Origin of the sequence: Geobacillus sp. TFV-3, assembly GCF_009901865.1 — a bacterium.
GTDB lineage: Bacteria > Bacillota > Bacilli > Bacillales > Anoxybacillaceae > Geobacillus > Geobacillus thermoleovorans_A.
This window is the reverse complement of the sequence record NZ_MPSP01000001.1, coordinates 3,038,644-3,053,579: the sequence shown is the minus strand read 5'-3', so window position 1 is coordinate 3,053,579 and position 14,936 is coordinate 3,038,644. Positions and strand designations below refer to the sequence as shown.

12 protein-coding genes are annotated in these 14,936 nt (G+C 52.9%); 9 read left to right on the top strand and 3 right to left on the bottom strand.

Features of this window, described 5'->3' with window-relative positions:
• Window positions 1-102: 102 nt before the first annotated feature.
• The 3 genes from BJQ97_RS15570 to BJQ97_RS15560 all read right to left on the bottom strand — a co-directional run bounded on the left by BJQ97_RS15570 (window position 103) and on the right by BJQ97_RS15560 (window position 4,471).
• Complete coding sequence (locus tag BJQ97_RS15570) at window positions 103-2,550, bottom strand: SH3 domain-containing protein (RefSeq protein WP_160157268.1); 2,448 nt, start codon at window positions 2,548-2,550, stop codon at window positions 103-105.
• 240 nt (window positions 2,551-2,790) lie between these two features.
• Complete coding sequence (locus BJQ97_RS15565; RefSeq protein ID WP_236567291.1) at window positions 2,791-3,603, bottom strand: LCP family protein; 813 nt, start codon at window positions 3,601-3,603, stop codon at window positions 2,791-2,793.
• 226 nt (window positions 3,604-3,829) lie between these two features.
• Window positions 3,830-4,471, bottom strand: coding sequence for a YigZ family protein (locus BJQ97_RS15560; RefSeq protein WP_160157267.1), 642 nt, complete (start codon window positions 4,469-4,471; stop codon window positions 3,830-3,832).
• A gap of 218 nt (window positions 4,472-4,689) precedes the next feature.
• Between BJQ97_RS15560 and BJQ97_RS15555 the strand changes: the two genes are divergently transcribed.
• The 9 genes from BJQ97_RS15555 (at window position 4,690) to BJQ97_RS15515 (ending at window position 14,932) form a co-directional block, all read left to right on the top strand.
• On the top strand, window positions 4,690-5,871 hold the full coding sequence (locus BJQ97_RS15555) for a sensor histidine kinase (protein ID WP_160157266.1): 1,182 nt from the start codon (window positions 4,690-4,692) through the stop codon (window positions 5,869-5,871).
• The gene (locus BJQ97_RS15550; protein WP_160157265.1) at window positions 5,868-6,542 is read left to right on the top strand and encodes a response regulator; all 675 of its coding nucleotides are present in this window, start codon (window positions 5,868-5,870) and stop codon (window positions 6,540-6,542) included. The genes BJQ97_RS15555 and BJQ97_RS15550 overlap by 4 nt, the downstream gene beginning before the upstream one ends.
• A gap of 255 nt (window positions 6,543-6,797) precedes the next feature.
• On the top strand, window positions 6,798-7,643 hold the full coding sequence (locus BJQ97_RS15545; RefSeq protein WP_160157264.1) for a DegV family protein: 846 nt from the start codon (window positions 6,798-6,800) through the stop codon (window positions 7,641-7,643).
• Between the two features lie 849 nt (window positions 7,644-8,492).
• Window positions 8,493-9,884 (top strand): ATP-dependent helicase ComFA, encoded by a 1,392-nt coding sequence (locus tag BJQ97_RS15540; RefSeq protein ID WP_160157263.1) that lies wholly within the window; start codon window positions 8,493-8,495, stop codon window positions 9,882-9,884.
• Window positions 9,881-10,573 carry a ComF family protein gene (locus BJQ97_RS15535; RefSeq protein WP_160157262.1) on the top strand — a complete coding sequence of 231 codons (693 nt, stop codon included), beginning with the start codon at window positions 9,881-9,883 and terminating at the stop codon, window positions 10,571-10,573. Before BJQ97_RS15540 ends, BJQ97_RS15535 begins: the two co-directional genes overlap by 4 nt.
• 526 nt (window positions 10,574-11,099) lie before the next feature.
• Entirely contained in the window at window positions 11,100-13,310 is a 2,211-nt protein-coding gene (locus tag BJQ97_RS15530; protein WP_160157261.1) for a hypothetical protein, read from the top strand.
• Window positions 13,307-13,603, top strand: coding sequence for an EscU/YscU/HrcU family type III secretion system export apparatus switch protein (locus tag BJQ97_RS15525; protein ID WP_160157260.1), 297 nt, complete (start codon window positions 13,307-13,309; stop codon window positions 13,601-13,603). Before BJQ97_RS15530 ends, BJQ97_RS15525 begins: the two co-directional genes overlap by 4 nt.
• Before the next feature lie 56 nt (window positions 13,604-13,659).
• Entirely contained in the window at window positions 13,660-14,082 is a 423-nt protein-coding gene (gene fliS, locus BJQ97_RS15520; protein WP_160157259.1) for a flagellar export chaperone FliS, read from the top strand.
• A gap of 22 nt (window positions 14,083-14,104) precedes the next feature.
• Window positions 14,105-14,932, top strand: a complete 828-nt coding sequence (locus tag BJQ97_RS15515; RefSeq protein ID WP_160157258.1) for a flagellin N-terminal helical domain-containing protein — start codon at window positions 14,105-14,107, stop codon at window positions 14,930-14,932.
• The last annotated feature ends 4 nt before the right edge of the window (window positions 14,933-14,936 follow it).

The following is a 14,936-nucleotide window of genomic DNA, read 5'->3' as shown; positions in this document are numbered from 1 at the left end:
CTGTGTGGAGTTTTCATAAAACTTTTGATGCTACCTACCTAATTACGGAAACAAAGGAGAATAATAGCTTTTCCATGCTATTATTCTCCGAACGCGAACAAACTAGAATTGGCTGAAATACTCTTCCAATCCTTCGCGAATGCCGATGGCCGCTTTTTGACGGAACGCTTTCGTTTTGAGCAATGCCTCTTCATTCGGATTGGAGATGAAGGCGAGCTCAACGAGAATACTTGGAAGCTCGTTTTTCCGGTTGACGTAAAAGTCTTGCTTTTTATGGCCGCGATCATATGTTCCGAGTTGTTGGACAAGATGCTTTTGCACGATGGCGGCCAACTGCTCGCTTTTTGGCCCATTGAAGTTGCTCGATACGTTGTAGTACGTTGTCGTTCCGCGGGATGTTCGCGAGTACGAGTCGGCGTGAATGCTGATAAAGGCGTCGTAGTCGGAACTGTTGGCGATCCATGTTCGTTCCGACAGCTCCAAAAAGATGTCGGTGCTTCGCGTCAATTTCACGATCGCTCCGGCCCGCTCCAATTCTTCTTTTAGCAATAAGGCGGTGTCAAGCGTAATATCTTTTTCCCGCGTGCCGCCAGGGCCGATCGCCCCCGTGTCGTGCGCTCCATGCCCTGCGTCAATGATGATTTTTTTGCCTTTGAGCCCGGTCTCGAGAATTTTCAGCGCCAATCGGTCGCTGTAATGGCGAAGAGTGAACGTGTACCCCGGTTCAAAGGTAATGAGCAGGCTGTTGCCGTTCCACTCCACAGTTTGTATGCCTGGAATGTCGGTCGACGGGACTTCAGCGTAGGAAAACGAGCCGGTGATTTTCAGACGATTGCCCGGCAACAACGAATAGGAGACGCGGAAATTTGAAGTTTTTTTCCACGTCAAATAGGCCTCTTCGTTGATGGTCGAAAACGTCGGTTCGATGAGACTATTTAAGGCGACGGTAGATGTTCTCGATTCCTCCACCCATCCGCGGACGCCATCGGATGTTTCGACATTCAGCCACCCATGATATTCGTAAAGGACAGCAAGCCGTTCATTCGCTGCCAGTGCCTTCAACGATCGATAGTTCGAAGATGCACCTCGGCGCAGCGGAGTGTTGGCCTGTTTGACGTATACGTAGGATGGGGCTTTTACTTCAAACGCCGGCATCCATCCCGTTTTCCCCGATGCAGAAGCGACTTGCACCCAGTCGAACGGAAACGCTTCTGTCGTCTTCAAAACTGTGACCGTTCTGTTTTTCGCAATCCGTTCGATGACTGCGGCGCTCAACGAAGGTTCGGAAAACAACGCCGCATTAGCGGTTGTCACCTGTTTTTGCTCCCCTTGGATGGCTGGTGGGGAAAGGAAAGATTTGGTTACGACCGTCTCGTGCACCCAGCCGAGCGTTTTTCCATTGAGGGACACTTTGTACCAAAGCGCTCCTGACGTATCTTTGGCGCTTGACAGGCTGTTCAGTTTAGTTCCTTTTTTCAGTTGGGTGACGACTTTTGCTTTTAAAGAAGGAGCTTGCCGCACATTGGCGACCGACACGCTGACCATCAGCGGCTGGCTTGAGATGCTGGATGTATCCGAGACACCGCTTGGAACCGAAATGGTTGATGACATCGTCAACACTTTTTCCGACACCCATCCCCGGACATGTCCGAGATCAACGCGGTACCACAGCTCCTGGCCATTTGTGACGAACAAATCGATCACTTGGACCGATTGACCGCGTGACACTGTGGCGACGGTGCGGTAATGGATGCTCGCCCCGCGGCGAACCGGCGAGGACTGCACAACGTTCATGAATGTCGGCAAAAGTGTCGGAAGCTGTTCTGGTATGTAGATCTGCTCCGTTTTCACCCATCCTTTGACTCCCGCCCATTCCACACGCACATACTGTTCCCCGAGCGAATTGGTGAACTCGGCAATGATGGAGACGATATCGCCGTTAGATAGTGTTTTTACGGCCGGATAGTAAGGGGATGCCCCCTTGCGCATCACGATGTCGTTGGCGGCGATCACCGCCTGCTTTCCGACGAGCATAGAAGGCGGTTGGTTGGAAAAGCGGTCCGCACGCGCCCAGCCTGTGATGCCCTTGTACTCGATGCGATACCACGTTTCGCCAACAGCGTTTTGGAACTTGTCGATCACCTTCACTTGTTGGCCAGCGGGAATCGAACCAACGGCCCGATATGAATCGGTTGCCCCTCTTCTCAGCAATGAGTCTTGCTGGGCGAACATCACGTTAGGGAAGGCGGAAGAGATGTGCGTTTCAGAAAAGTCGTCTGCACGCGCCCAGCCTGTGATGCCCTTGTACTCGATGCGATACCACGTTTCGCCAGCAGCGTTTTGGAACTTGTCGATTACCTTCACTTGTTGGCCAGCAGAAATGGATTCGACGACTTGATAGGAATCCGTCGCTCCTCTCCTCAGCAAAGCGTTATGCTCAGCGACCATGAGAGTCGGTAAGGATGAGGACGGACTTCCATCAGCGGCCAAGGCGGCTGACGGCCATAGCGGGCAAGTCGCCAACAAGACGGAAAGAAGCGTTTTTTTCAAAGATTCGATCCCCCCTTTTTTCTGAAGTTTGCGTTTTCTATACTATCATAGCGAATTTTGCCGTTTTATCCAACCCGAATTCAGTCCTATTATGAGAAAAAATGAAAAGTTTTGTTGAAAAAGAGAGAAAAAAACAGAGGACATGAAAGGTTCGGTTCTTTCATCATCATTGCGGCATGATGTACGATATAAATGGAAAAAGGCGCCCCATTGCTTCTGGGAACGCCTTCTCTGCGATCGTTAATTTTGGCTTTGTGTGGACGGTGAATCGCTGCGCGTGAGGGAGGCGTTGGACGTCTCAAGCGCTTGCCGCAGCGTTTCATTGATTGAGCTGACCGATTGCTCGTCAGGGATGTAGTAGTACACGCCGTTGATCGTTTCGTCGTATCCTTTCAAATGCAAATTTTCTACATCCGCGTGTTTCATTTTTTGATAGACATAGATGAACGACAACAAATCGGACGGAGGAATGTTCGTCCGCACGTGATCCCCTAAATCAGCGATGACGTCATCGAGTTTCGGCAGCGAGGTGATGGACGTGCTTTTGTCAATAATGGCGCGAATGACTTGTTTTTGCCGTTCGTTTCGACCAAAATCGCCGCGGGGGTCCGATTTTCTCATCCGCACATAGGCGAGCGCTTCATTGCCGTTCAACTCTTGTTTGCCTTTATGGAACGTATGCCATTTGAGAGAACCTGTCAGCTGGGCTTTGAATGTAAACGGAACGTCCACTGTGACGCCGCCTAGGGAATCGACAATTTTTTCGAACCCTTCAAAATCAGTCGTCACGTAATAGTCGATCGGAACATCGATCAGCTCATTGACGGCTGCAATCGTCGACTGAATTCCTCCATGGCTGTAGGAGTGGGTGATTTTGTCTTTCCGCCCTTCGCTTGGAATGTAAACGCGCGTGTCACGCGGAATGCTCAACAAATACACTTTGTTCGTTTTTGGATTGACGGTCAACAACATGACGACATCAGACCGCCCCTCCTCGTCGTGGTACTGATTTTCCACTCCAACCAACAGCACGGTAAACGGATCTTTGTTCATTTCAATATCCTTCGGCGGCTCTCCCGATGGATTGAGGGCTTGATAAATTTTGCTTGACGCCTGTTTCGTCTCGGAGTAAATATTGTAGCCAAAGGCGCCGATTCCCCGAGCAAAAGAAGAAACACGAGCAAAAATAGTCGGCGGAGCCGCTTTTTTTTCTTTCTCTTTTTCACCGTTTTTCTTGTATGATTCATCATTTAACCCTTCTTTCCTTTACGGTGTCGTTTCAGGAAGACGGAAGCAGCTGTTCGGCATACTCCATCGCTCCCGTCTGAATGTTCGCCCTTCCGTTTGTCAGTTCGGTCATCCACTTGCCGAACGAAGACTGGCTTTCCTCGGGAACGAGAACGTCAAACGTGACGCGCTCGGCATATTGGATATTTTTAATAGTATATACGGAAGACCGCAGCTCATTTTCCACTTTCCCAAGCCATGGATAATCGATCGTCACATGCATGACGCGCATGAGCCGACGCTCGACGATGCCGGCGGCGTTCAAGCCCTCGGAGACGGCGCGGCTGTAGGCGCGCACCAACCCGCCCGCACCGAGCTTGATGCCGCCGAAATAGCGGGTGACGACGGCGACGGTGTCTTTCAGCCCTTTTTTCTTCAGCACTTCAAGCATCGGCACCCCTGCGGTGCCGCTCGGCTCGCCGTCATCGTTCGCTTTTTGGATTTGGTCATGCTCGCCGATCAAATAGGCGGAGCAGTTGTGGGTGGCGTCCCAATGTTTCTTCTTGATCTGTTGGATAAAGGCGACAGCCTCTTCTTCCGTTTCAGCGCGATTGATATAGCAGATGAACCGTGATTTTTCAATCACGATCTCGCGTTCACCGTATCCTTTGACGGTGTAATATTTTTGTAACAAAGCAAAACACCTCAATATACAAAAACGCGAAAACGGTTTAATGTTGCTTATTTTTTTGCATGAATGGCTAGCGCTCTACTCTAATTATGGTAAACTGAAAATAAAAGAGCAATAGATAGCGCATGCTTCTATTATTATAAATCGACAACTTTTTTCCTTCAAACAAATTTTGCTGGCGCCCATGCGCACCGCTTGGCAGCGCTGTTGGAGGTTGGCAAATGGCTGAGGCAAAACAATGGGATGTGAAGCAGTTAGATCAGATTGTCGAAAAAATGATCGACACTGTTCAACATAGCAAAGACGAAATTTTCCGCATCGGGGAGCAGTCGCGTCAAGAGCACGACCATTTGCTTCGCGAACTCGAGGAGGTGAAGCGGCTGACAGTGCAGGCGATCGAAGAAGCGGATCAGCTGGAAATGAAAGCGCGTGAGGCGCGCCGTCATCTGTCGGAAGTGAGCCAAAACTTTTCCACCCATTCGGAGCAAGATATTCGCGAGGCGTATGAACAGGCGCACGGGCTGCATATGAAACTGGCAATGGTGCGCGAGCGGGAGAAACAGTTGCGGCTGCGCCGCGACGAGCTTGAGCGGAGATTGGCGAGCCTTGCGCAAATTATCGAACGCGCCGATTATTTAGTTGGACAAATTACGGTCGTGCTCCACTACTTAAACAGCGATTTCCGCCAGGTCGGCGAGCTCATTGAAGGAGCGAAGCAAAAGCAGGAATTTGGGTTGAAAATCATCGAAGCCCAGGAAGAAGAGCGGCGTCGCCTGTCGCGGGAAATCCATGACGGCCCGGCGCAGCTGCTCGCCCATGTGTTGCTCCGGTCGGACCTTGTCGAAAAGGTGATCAAAGAGCGAGGGCCAGAGGCGGCGATCGCCGAAATTCGCGATTTTCGCAAAATGGTGCGCTCCGCTTTGTCCGAAGTGCGCCGCATCATATACGACTTGCGGCCGATGGCGCTTGATGATTTAGGACTGGTTCCGACGATAAAAAAATATTTGCAAACGACCGAAGAATATAATAACGGAGTCCATATTTCCTTTGTACATATCGGCGAAGAAATTCGGCTGCCGTCGCGGATGGAGGCGGCCGTGTTTCGGCTTGTCCAAGAGTCGGTGCAAAACGCCTTGAAGCATGCCGAAGCGCGCCATATCGACGTCAAAATGGAAGTGACGTGCGGCCATCTGCTTGTCAGCGTCAAGGACGATGGCAAAGGATTTGATCCATCGGTCAAAAAAGAAAATGCGTTCGGCTTGATCGGAATGCGGGAGCGCGTGGAGCTGCTCGGCGGCACGCTCGTCATCCGCTCAAAGATTGGCAGCGGAACGACTGTGTTCATTCGCGTTCCGCTCGACCGTTCGACTGACGAAACGAACAAGGAGGAGAGGAAACGATGAAAACACGCATCGCGATTATCGATGATCACCAGCTGTTTCGCGAGGGCATCAAGCGCATTTTGGAATTTGAAGGCGATTTTGAAGTCGTGGCGGAAGGAAGCGACGGAAGCGAAGCGCTTTCGATCGTCGAAACATACCGCCCCGATTTGGTGCTGATGGATATCAACATGCCGGACATCAACGGTGTTGAGGCGACGAAACATCTGATCGAAGCTTACCCTGATACGAAAGTCGTCGTGTTGTCGATTCATGACGATGAAAACTACGTCATGCGCGCCTTGCAGACGGGAGCGACTGGGTATTTGTTGAAGGAGATGGACGCGGATACGCTCATCGAAGCAGTGAGAATCGTCGCCGAAGGCGGTTCGTACTTGCATCCGAAAGTGACGCACAACTTGATTCGCGAATACCGCCGCTTGACGACGGAAAAAGGCGGCGCGGCGGTCAAACAAGAGGTGCGCCGTCCGCTTCATTTGCTGACGCGACGCGAGTGCGAGGTGCTGCAGCTGTTGGCGGACGGCAAAAGCAACCGCGCCATCGGCGAGGAGCTTTACATTAGCGAAAAAACGGTGAAAAACCATGTCAGCAGCATCTTGCAAAAATTAAACGTCAACGATCGGACGCAAGCCGTTGTGGTGGCGATCAAAAACGGCTGGGTTGAGGTGCGTTAATGGCGATGATTCCCCCTCCATTTCCACTGGCTGTTGGCATGGCGGACATTTGACGGCTGTGTTGAGGGGATCGAGGCGGCGATGCCTCGTTTTTGGTTTGTTCGTGGAGAGGACGAGCTGTCTTATTGTTAACGGCAAGCGACTTTGTGTTGATCCCTTGGTGGTGTGCTATCCGTCATTTGGATTGGTAGTAGTGGGCGTGTCTCCTTTTTGGTATAATGGAAGAAAATCCGAAATCAGGAAGGAATGGCGCCCGTGAAAACGGCAATTGTCACTGACAGCACAGCCTACTTGCCGAAAGAGGTGCGCGAGCGGCTCGGCATCCGGATGATTCCGCTCAGCGTCATTTTTGGAGATGAAACATACCGCGAGGAAATGGACATCTCAACGGATGAATTTTTCGTTAAAATCAGACAGCACCCCGCCTTGCCGACGACGTCCCAGCCGTCGGTCGGCGAGTTCGTTGAGTTGTTCACTGCCATTCGCGAGGAAGGGTATGACGCCGTTATCAGCATCCATCTCTCAAGCGGCATCAGCGGCACGTACCAAGGGGCGGTCACCGCAGGAACAATGGTGGATGGCTTGCGCGTCTACGCGTACGACTCAGAAATCAGCTGCATGGCGCAAGGGTTTTACGCCATCGAAGCGGCTGAAATGGCGCAGGCGGGGCGGCCTCCAGAAGACATCATCGCCCGATTGGACGCCATCAAACGGACGTTGCGCGCCTACTTTATGGTCGACGACTTGGCCCACTTGCAGCGCGGCGGTCGCCTGTCGGGCGCCCAAGCGTTCATCGGCGGCCTCCTGCAGATCAAGCCGCTCCTCCATTTTGAGAACAAAGTGATCGTGCCGTTTGAAAAAATCCGCACGCGCCAAAAGGCGGTGAAACGCATCGAGGAATTGTTCGCTGAAGACGCGGACAAAGGCGTGCCGCTCAAAGCCGCCATCATCCACGCCAACCAGCCCGATGAAGCTGCCCGCTGGCGCGACGAACTGTCTGCCCGCTATCCGCACGTCGAATTTTGGATCAGCTATTTCGGTCCGGTCATCGCCACGCACGTCGGCGAAGGAGCGCTTGGGTTGACGTGGTATCAGCCGTAAGCCGGGGCCGCAAAGCGCCGTCTCAAGTCTCTATAGCCGAGCGCAAGGTGGATCCGCTCCGCCTTGTGCGGCGGCGAATTTGTGGTATAGTCGTTTTGGCTATATGGCCGATCATGATGTTTTGGCCTTGGCTGTTTGGCTTTCATGAGACGAAATGATCCGAATGAGTTTTTGCAGTTTTGAACTTATTCATACACAATGTTTCCAGTTTCCTCGTCCAACCTCGATGCACCGCCATTTCGTGAGCCGTTGTCCTTCGGATGTATTCTCCATAACCGTTCGCAGCTGCCGAATTCAGCAGTCGCATTCGTTGGTTGCGCCTTCTTCTCCTCTCTCCGCTTTATGGAACGAGACCGGAGATGTAGGGCTGGCCGAACTTGTCGAACGGTTTTCCTTTCCTGAAAAATTTGTCGCTATTTCCCTGGGAATGTTGTCGAAACACGTTGCCGACCGACTCCATGGTCCTCTTGTGAATCTTCGTTGGCGCCGGATTACGCTGCATCCATTTCTTTCGAAGGCCGGTATGTCGTGAAAAAAACGGTCGAACCACATCCTCATTCCGTTTCGAAAAGCCGTTTCGCCTCCACTTTCTTTTCTGAATCGAATGCTGCCGTTTTGTGCATGACGACCATTTTTCACCACCTTTCTAACTTTTTAGGAAAAAGAGCACCGTCAAATCGCTCTTCCTGCACCCCTCTAATAGTGTCCAATTTATGCGCATCCAAGTCTCTCAACTTGGAGAGAGGGAGTTTTCCATGACGTGTTTGCCGCATCGCCGTGTCGCCCGCTCTTTTTTGACTCCCGACTAGGGAACGTGTTTTTCTTGAATTTCGAAAGGAGTGATGTTGATTGTACATTCTCCCATCTTCTGCTATTTCGCCCCTCGTCGAGTGGCTGAACGGCCAGCGTCTTCCACGGGAGCAGTTGCTGTTTCCCGATGAAGAAATCGACGCCGCCATCCAGAGCGGTTCGCTTCACGAACAGCCTGGGCTCATCAAAACAGCACGCGGCTGGCGCTGCGTGCGCTGCGGGAATGAAGACGCGCGTCTTTTTGCCTCGTTTTCGTGCGCCCGCTGTGGATCGGATTGCGCGTATTGCCGAAAGTGCTTGATGATGGGGCGCATCAGCGCTTGCACCCGCCTTGTTCATGCGGCGCTGCCGCTTCCATCCGCCCGTTATGAAGCGCCGCTCGCTTGGGACGGAGAACTGTCCGCCGCCCAAGCGGAAGCCGCTATGGCCGTGCAACAAGCAGTATTGGATAGTCGTGAACTGATTGTTTGGGCCGTATGCGGTGCGGGGAAAACCGAGATATTGTTTCCTGCCATCGCCGCCGCGCTTGAGAAGGGCTGGCGCGTCTGCCTTGCCACGCCGCGGACCGATGTCGTCCGCGAGCTCGCCCCGCGCTTCCGCCAAGCGTTCCCGCGCGTTCCGCTCGCCGCGTGGCATGGTGGAAGCGACGAGCGCGGACGGATTGCTTCCTTAGTTCTCTCCACCACCCACCAGTTGCTGCGGGCTTACTGCGTCTTTGACGTCATGATCGTCGATGAAGTCGACGCCTTTCCGTATTCAGTCGAGCCGATGCTCGAATACGCCGTCAGTCAAGCGCGGAAAGAACGGTCAAGCCTCATCTATCTAACCGCCACCCCATCCCGCGCTTGGCAGCTTGACGTTGCGCGCGGCAAGCGGCAAGCCGCCGTCATCCCCGCCCGCTACCACGGCCATCCGCTTCCTGTCCCTGCGTTCGAATGGTGCGGAAACTGGCGCAAACGGTTAGAGCGCGGCCGCTTGCCCGAAAACGTCCTCTCGTGGGTTCACCACCGTCTGGAGCAAAGAAAACAAGCGTTTTTGTTCGTCCCCCATATCGATGAGCTCGAAGCCGTCACCTGCCTCTTGCAGCGCGTCGATTCCCGCATCGTCGGCGTTCATGCCGAAGCCCCAGATCGTGCGGAACATGTTCAGGTGTTTCGCGATGGGCGCGTTCCGTTGTTGGTGACGACGACGATCCTTGAGCGCGGGGTGACGGTGCCGAACATCGATGTCGCGGTTCTCGGCGCTGAAGACCGCATCTTCACGGAAAGCGCCCTCGTGCAAATCGCCGGCCGCGTCGGTCGAAGCGCGGCGTTTCCCGATGGGGATGTCCGCTTTTTTCACCATGGAAAAACGCAGGAGATGGTGCGGGCGCGCCGCCACATCCTCCGCATGAATGAAGAAGCGCGAAAAAGGGGGCTGTTGCGTACATGAACTGCCTTCTTTGCCATTCTCCGTACAACCCGATTGCGAGCTGGCGCCAGCTTCTTTTCCTCGAAGACTTTGACGTCCTTTGCCCGCGCTGCCGCGGGTCATTCAAACTCATTGACGGCCGGCTTTGTGAGATATGCGGCCGCCTGCTTGAGGAGGCGGCGCCATCGTTGTGCGCCGACTGCCTCCGCTGGCAGGAAGATGAACAGTGGGGGAAGGTGCTCGTGAAAAATCGATCCGTATACACGTATAACGACTGGATGAAGGATGTCATCGCCTTATGGAAGTTCCGCGGCGACTACGCGCTCGTTGAAGCGTTCCGCCGCCCGTTCGCCCAATCGTTTCGTCGGCATTTCGGCCGCGGTTGGCACATCGTTCCGATCCCGTTAAGCCCCGAACGCCTGCGTGAGCGCGGCTTCAACCAAGCTGAGGCGCTCGCCCGGCTGCTTCCGTTCCCGTCTTTCCCTTGGCTTTCTCGCAAGCATTCAGAAAAACAATCAAAAAAATCGCGCCGCGAACGGCTCGAAACGGGAAACCCGTTTTTCCTCTCCGGTCATCCGCCGCTTTCGGGGAAACGCATCGTTCTGATCGACGACATTTACACAACCGGCATCACCGTCCGCCGCGCCGCCCGCGTTTTGCTTGAGGCGGGGGCGGCCGAGGTGGGGGCGTTGACGCTTGTGCGGGCATGAGAGAGACAAACATGTCTCGGCATACGACGCATGATGGGAGGTTTTGAGGAGCGCGCGCTTAGAAGGCTGGTGATTTCGCCAAATATGCGGCTTCACAGTGTTTCTTAATGAGAAACCTTGTCACATCTGTTTCTTTTTTCGCACGATCACCAATCTATCAGGGGAACCCGTTATTTTTCATCAGTTCTTTAGAAGACCGGTGAAAAATGGATGACGCGTGCAAATTGGCAGCTTTCATCTGGAAAGGAAAGTCGGTTTAGAAAGGTTTATCTAATTGAAAAATAATTAGGACCGGCAGCCTTTTTGACTAAATCACCGACCTTTTAGGCGTGTGATGGATCAAGCGGTCACTATGCGTTTCGCGGGTAGTTTGGCGGACACAGGACTGAACACAACATCTTTTTTGCCCGATTCCATGTGGCTGACATGTTTAACGTGGGAGCTTTCTCAGTTGAGGACCATAAACATTTGGGCGAAACGTGCCGATATAAACAGTAGCAACCCATTGAGTGGAGAGTGAACGGGGATGGAAATTCGCGGTGTGTTCATGGGACGTACGATCGCGGGTTCGGAACAGCCGTTGCAACAAGGCCAAACATACGAGGCAGCGATCAAAGAAGTCAAAGGCGGCGAAGCAGTCGTAAACATCAAAGGGACAGACGTGCGTGTTCGGACGGAAGGCACGTGGCCGGAGGAAGGGCGCGCAACGATCAAGATTGTCGGTGAACAAGACGGACTTCCTGTGGCGCGAATCGTTCCCCGCCCGCAACAAGAAGCGGCCGGAAGGGTGTCCCGCCCAGCCGCCTTTGAGGCGCTGCCTCCTGAACTGAAACAAATCGAGTCGTGGCTGCAACAGCAAGGACAGCCGCTCACGAAAGAGGTCCTTTCCACGTTGCGGATGTTTTTCGCGGAAGCTCCGGGCACAGTAGAACAAAAATTGGACACCGTCCGCGCTGTCATGAATAAACAGTTGGAACTAACAAGCACTCACCTTGCGGCTGTTCATGAGGCCTTGCATGGACAATCGTTTGGCGAGCAGTTGGCGGCCATTGCCAACACATTGGATCCAACATTTACGTGGGCCAGCCAAGAACAACAAAGCATGGCGGAGGAAGCCGCATTTGGACGCCGCATAGGCGCGACAGCGGATGTTTCAGGTGGGATAGAAAAAACCCAACAAACGCGCGAACAAGTGTTGTTTCAACGTTTGGCCGCCCTGCTGTTAGAACAGCGTGCAGAGGACATGGGGGGTGGTGAGGAACGGCTCGTCTTTTCTCCGGCACCAAGTGGAGCGACGGACAATGCGGGCCACTTTGCCCAGCAGATCGAGCAGTTGCATGAAGCTGTTCGCCGGGCGATCAAGCTGTTGAAGCAAGAACCTCATTTAGAAAAAGCGTTAAGTGCGGTTCAGACAGAGATCGGAGAGGCGATCCGGGCTCATCCTCACTGGGGGCAGACACTCGCTGAAGCATTGGTCAAAGCACGGGAATTTGCGGGAAAAGGAAGGGAGTTTGCCGCAAGGAAAACGGTGCTTGAAACATTGAACGAAATGGAAGTGTCACTCTCTTCGCCGACGAACGATCGCCCGTTTGACGATGCATGGCAAACGAGCTTGCCGCTCGAAACAAAAGATGTTCTCGTGCGAACGGTGACGAAAAAAATGGCGCAGGCTGCTCGTGATTTTCAAACGGTCAAACGCGACGTGATGCGCCAATTAGAAACAACGCTCAAGCTGGCAGAAACAAGCGGGCCCGCCGCCCGCCTCCAGGCGAAATCGATGGTGGAGGCGATAATCAAACAGCTCGACAACGCCATTTTAAAAAGCGACATCATGCTGTTTACCGATATGACCACGGAAAAGCAGCTGATGAAAGCAAGCTCTGAACTGACCGAGGCGAAAAAGCGGCTCCAACAAGGAGATGTGGCCGGAGCGCGGAAAATCGTGAGCGATGTGAAGAGCATGTTGTCCACTCTCGTGTTTAAACCGTCTGATGTGGAAGTGAAACACCTTGTAGTGGGACAAAGCGGGATGCAGCTGGATCCATCTAAAGCGTTTCTTGAGCAAGTGAACCGAGTGATGCGTCCGCCGGCTGATGGGCCATCGGCGCGGCACTTGTTTGACGCAATTCGCCGATTGGGCTTGACGCATGAGTACGAGGCGGCCCAATCGCTCGCATTAAACAGCAACGAGGAGAGAGCAGCTCCCATCAATATGAAAGAGGCGCTGTTGCGGCTGGCGCAAAGCGGAAATGAATCGGTCGCGCGGCAGGCTGAACAAGCGTTGACGAATTTGACCGGCCAGCAGCTGCTCAATAAATGGGACGTTGGGGCAGGCGTGCAAGGCTTTTTCTTCTCCTTGCCGCTGTTATGGCACAACGAAAGGCGGAACGTCAACGTGTATGTCAACGCTCGCCAAGACGGCGAGCGAATCGACTGGGAAAACTGCCAGTTGTATTTCTTGCTGGAAACAAAGAAACTTGGAGATCTTGGCATTTTGCTTCAAGCCAATGAACGAAACTTGTCGATCACCCTTCGCAACGATCGCGATGATTTTGCCGAAAAAGCAAAGCCCTTTCTTGATGTGGCAAAAGAGAGATTGAAAGAAATCGGCTACCACGTCACAGGGATCAACGTGACGAGGCTGACCAATGACATAGAGAAGAAAGGAGAACAGGTGACCCCCTCGGTTCCCCCATATCGAACATTTACCGAAAGAGGGTATGATATCACGATATGATGACAGCGTATTTCAATCAAAAGGAGCGAAAAACAATGAACGGCCCGACAGCGGCCGTCATCCGCTATGACGAAGCGAGCGGCCAGGCGCCGACATTGATTGCTCAAGGGAGCGGACGGGTGGCGCAAAAAATCATTGAACTGGCGAAACAGCACCACGTCCCTATTCAAGAAGATCCGCTGCTCGTGCAAAACTTGCTTCAGCTTGATCTTGGCGACCGCATCCCGCCGCAGTTGTACGCGGTGATTGCCGAAATTTTGATTTTGATTGAGGAAATTGAAAAAAATGATTAAACATGGTCAGCTTATCGCCGATATAAGTGGGAGAGGGCAAATGGGGGTGCACGGCGTTGGATTTTTTAACGGAAGAGTGGATTTATCAAAAAAACTCGCAGCAGTTGACGGCGTTGTTATATGAGGGGCTCATCGAATGCTTGGAAGAAGCCATTACGGCCATTGAACAAAAAGACCATTGGAGAGCGAACAAACAGTTGCAAAAAGGAAACGACATCCTCCACCGCCTCGGCGTTGGCTTGCGCTATGACGCGGGCATTATCGCTCATCAGTTGGATGCGCTCTATAACTATATGGCAGATCGCCTGATTGAGGCAAATATGAAAAAAGACGCCAAGATTGTTCGGGAAGTGCTGCAGCTAGCCGCCACGATCGCCACGGCGTGGAACGAGGCGCTGAAAAGCGGCGCCTCCTCCACGAAGACGGCGCTCAAGCCAAAAACAGCAGTCTACGAACAGTTTGTTGCATATGAGGAATAAAAAGAAAGAGGAGCGGATGTTCATGCGGATCAACCATAACATTCAGGCGCTGAACGCTTATCGCAACTTAGCTGCCAACCAAGCAAGCATTTCGAAAAACTTGGAGCGCCTCTCGTCCGGTCTGCGCATCAACCGTGCGGCTGACGATGCGGCTGGGCTCGCCATCTCGGAAAAAATGCGCTCGCAAATCCGCGGCTTGCAAATGGCGGAACGGAATGCGCTTGATGCGATTTCGCTCATTCAAACGGCGGAAGGGGCGTTAAACGAAGTCCACAGCATTCTCCAACGGATGCGGGAGCTTGCCGTGCAGGCGGCGAACGGGACGAACCAAGATACCGATCGCGAGGCGCTTGACAGCGAGTTTCAGCAGTTGATTGAAGAAATTGATCGCATCGGGCAAGATACGCAATTTAACAAAATGAATATTCTTGCTGCTGATCAAAATATCGATATCCAACTCGGAGCCAACAACGGGCAAACGTTGACATTATCTTGGAAACAGCAGTTAAAAGGCTCCCTTGGCGAGGACGCTGAAGACATTAGCAATTTAAATATTAAAACGGTTACTGATGCCCAGAATGCGATCACGACATTGGATAATGCCATCATCTCTGTATCCAAATCCCGTTCTAAGATGGGGGCTTATCAAAACCGCCTCGAGCATACGATCAACAACTTAACGACAGCGAACGAAAACTTGACCGCTGCCGAATCCCGCATCCGCGATACGGATATGGCGATGGAGATGGCCGAGTTTACGAAAAACAACATCTTGACCCAGGCGGCGCAGGCGATGCTCGCGCAATCCAACCAGCTGCCGCAAGGAATTTTGCAGTTGCTGAAAAGCTAATGCT

Excerpts from the sequence above, each read along its gene's own strand:
- BJQ97_RS15550 (WP_160157265.1), top strand. The coding sequence starts at position 5,868 with ATGAAAACACGCATCGCGATTATCGATGATCACCAGCTGTTTCGCGAG.
- BJQ97_RS15530 (WP_160157261.1), top strand. The coding sequence starts at position 11,100 with ATGGAAATTCGCGGTGTGTTCATGGGACGTACGATCGCGGGTTCGGAA.
- BJQ97_RS15525 (WP_160157260.1), top strand. The coding sequence starts at position 13,307 with ATGATGACAGCGTATTTCAATCAAAAGGAGCGAAAAACAATGAACGGC.
- BJQ97_RS15535 (WP_160157262.1), top strand. The coding sequence starts at position 9,881 with ATGAACTGCCTTCTTTGCCATTCTCCGTACAACCCGATTGCGAGCTGG.
- BJQ97_RS15565 (WP_236567291.1), bottom strand. The coding sequence starts at position 3,603 with ATGAACAAAGATCCGTTTACCGTGCTGTTGGTTGGAGTGGAAAATCAG.
- BJQ97_RS15515 (WP_160157258.1), top strand. The coding sequence starts at position 14,105 with ATGCGGATCAACCATAACATTCAGGCGCTGAACGCTTATCGCAACTTA.
- BJQ97_RS15555 (WP_160157266.1), top strand. The coding sequence starts at position 4,690 with ATGGCTGAGGCAAAACAATGGGATGTGAAGCAGTTAGATCAGATTGTC.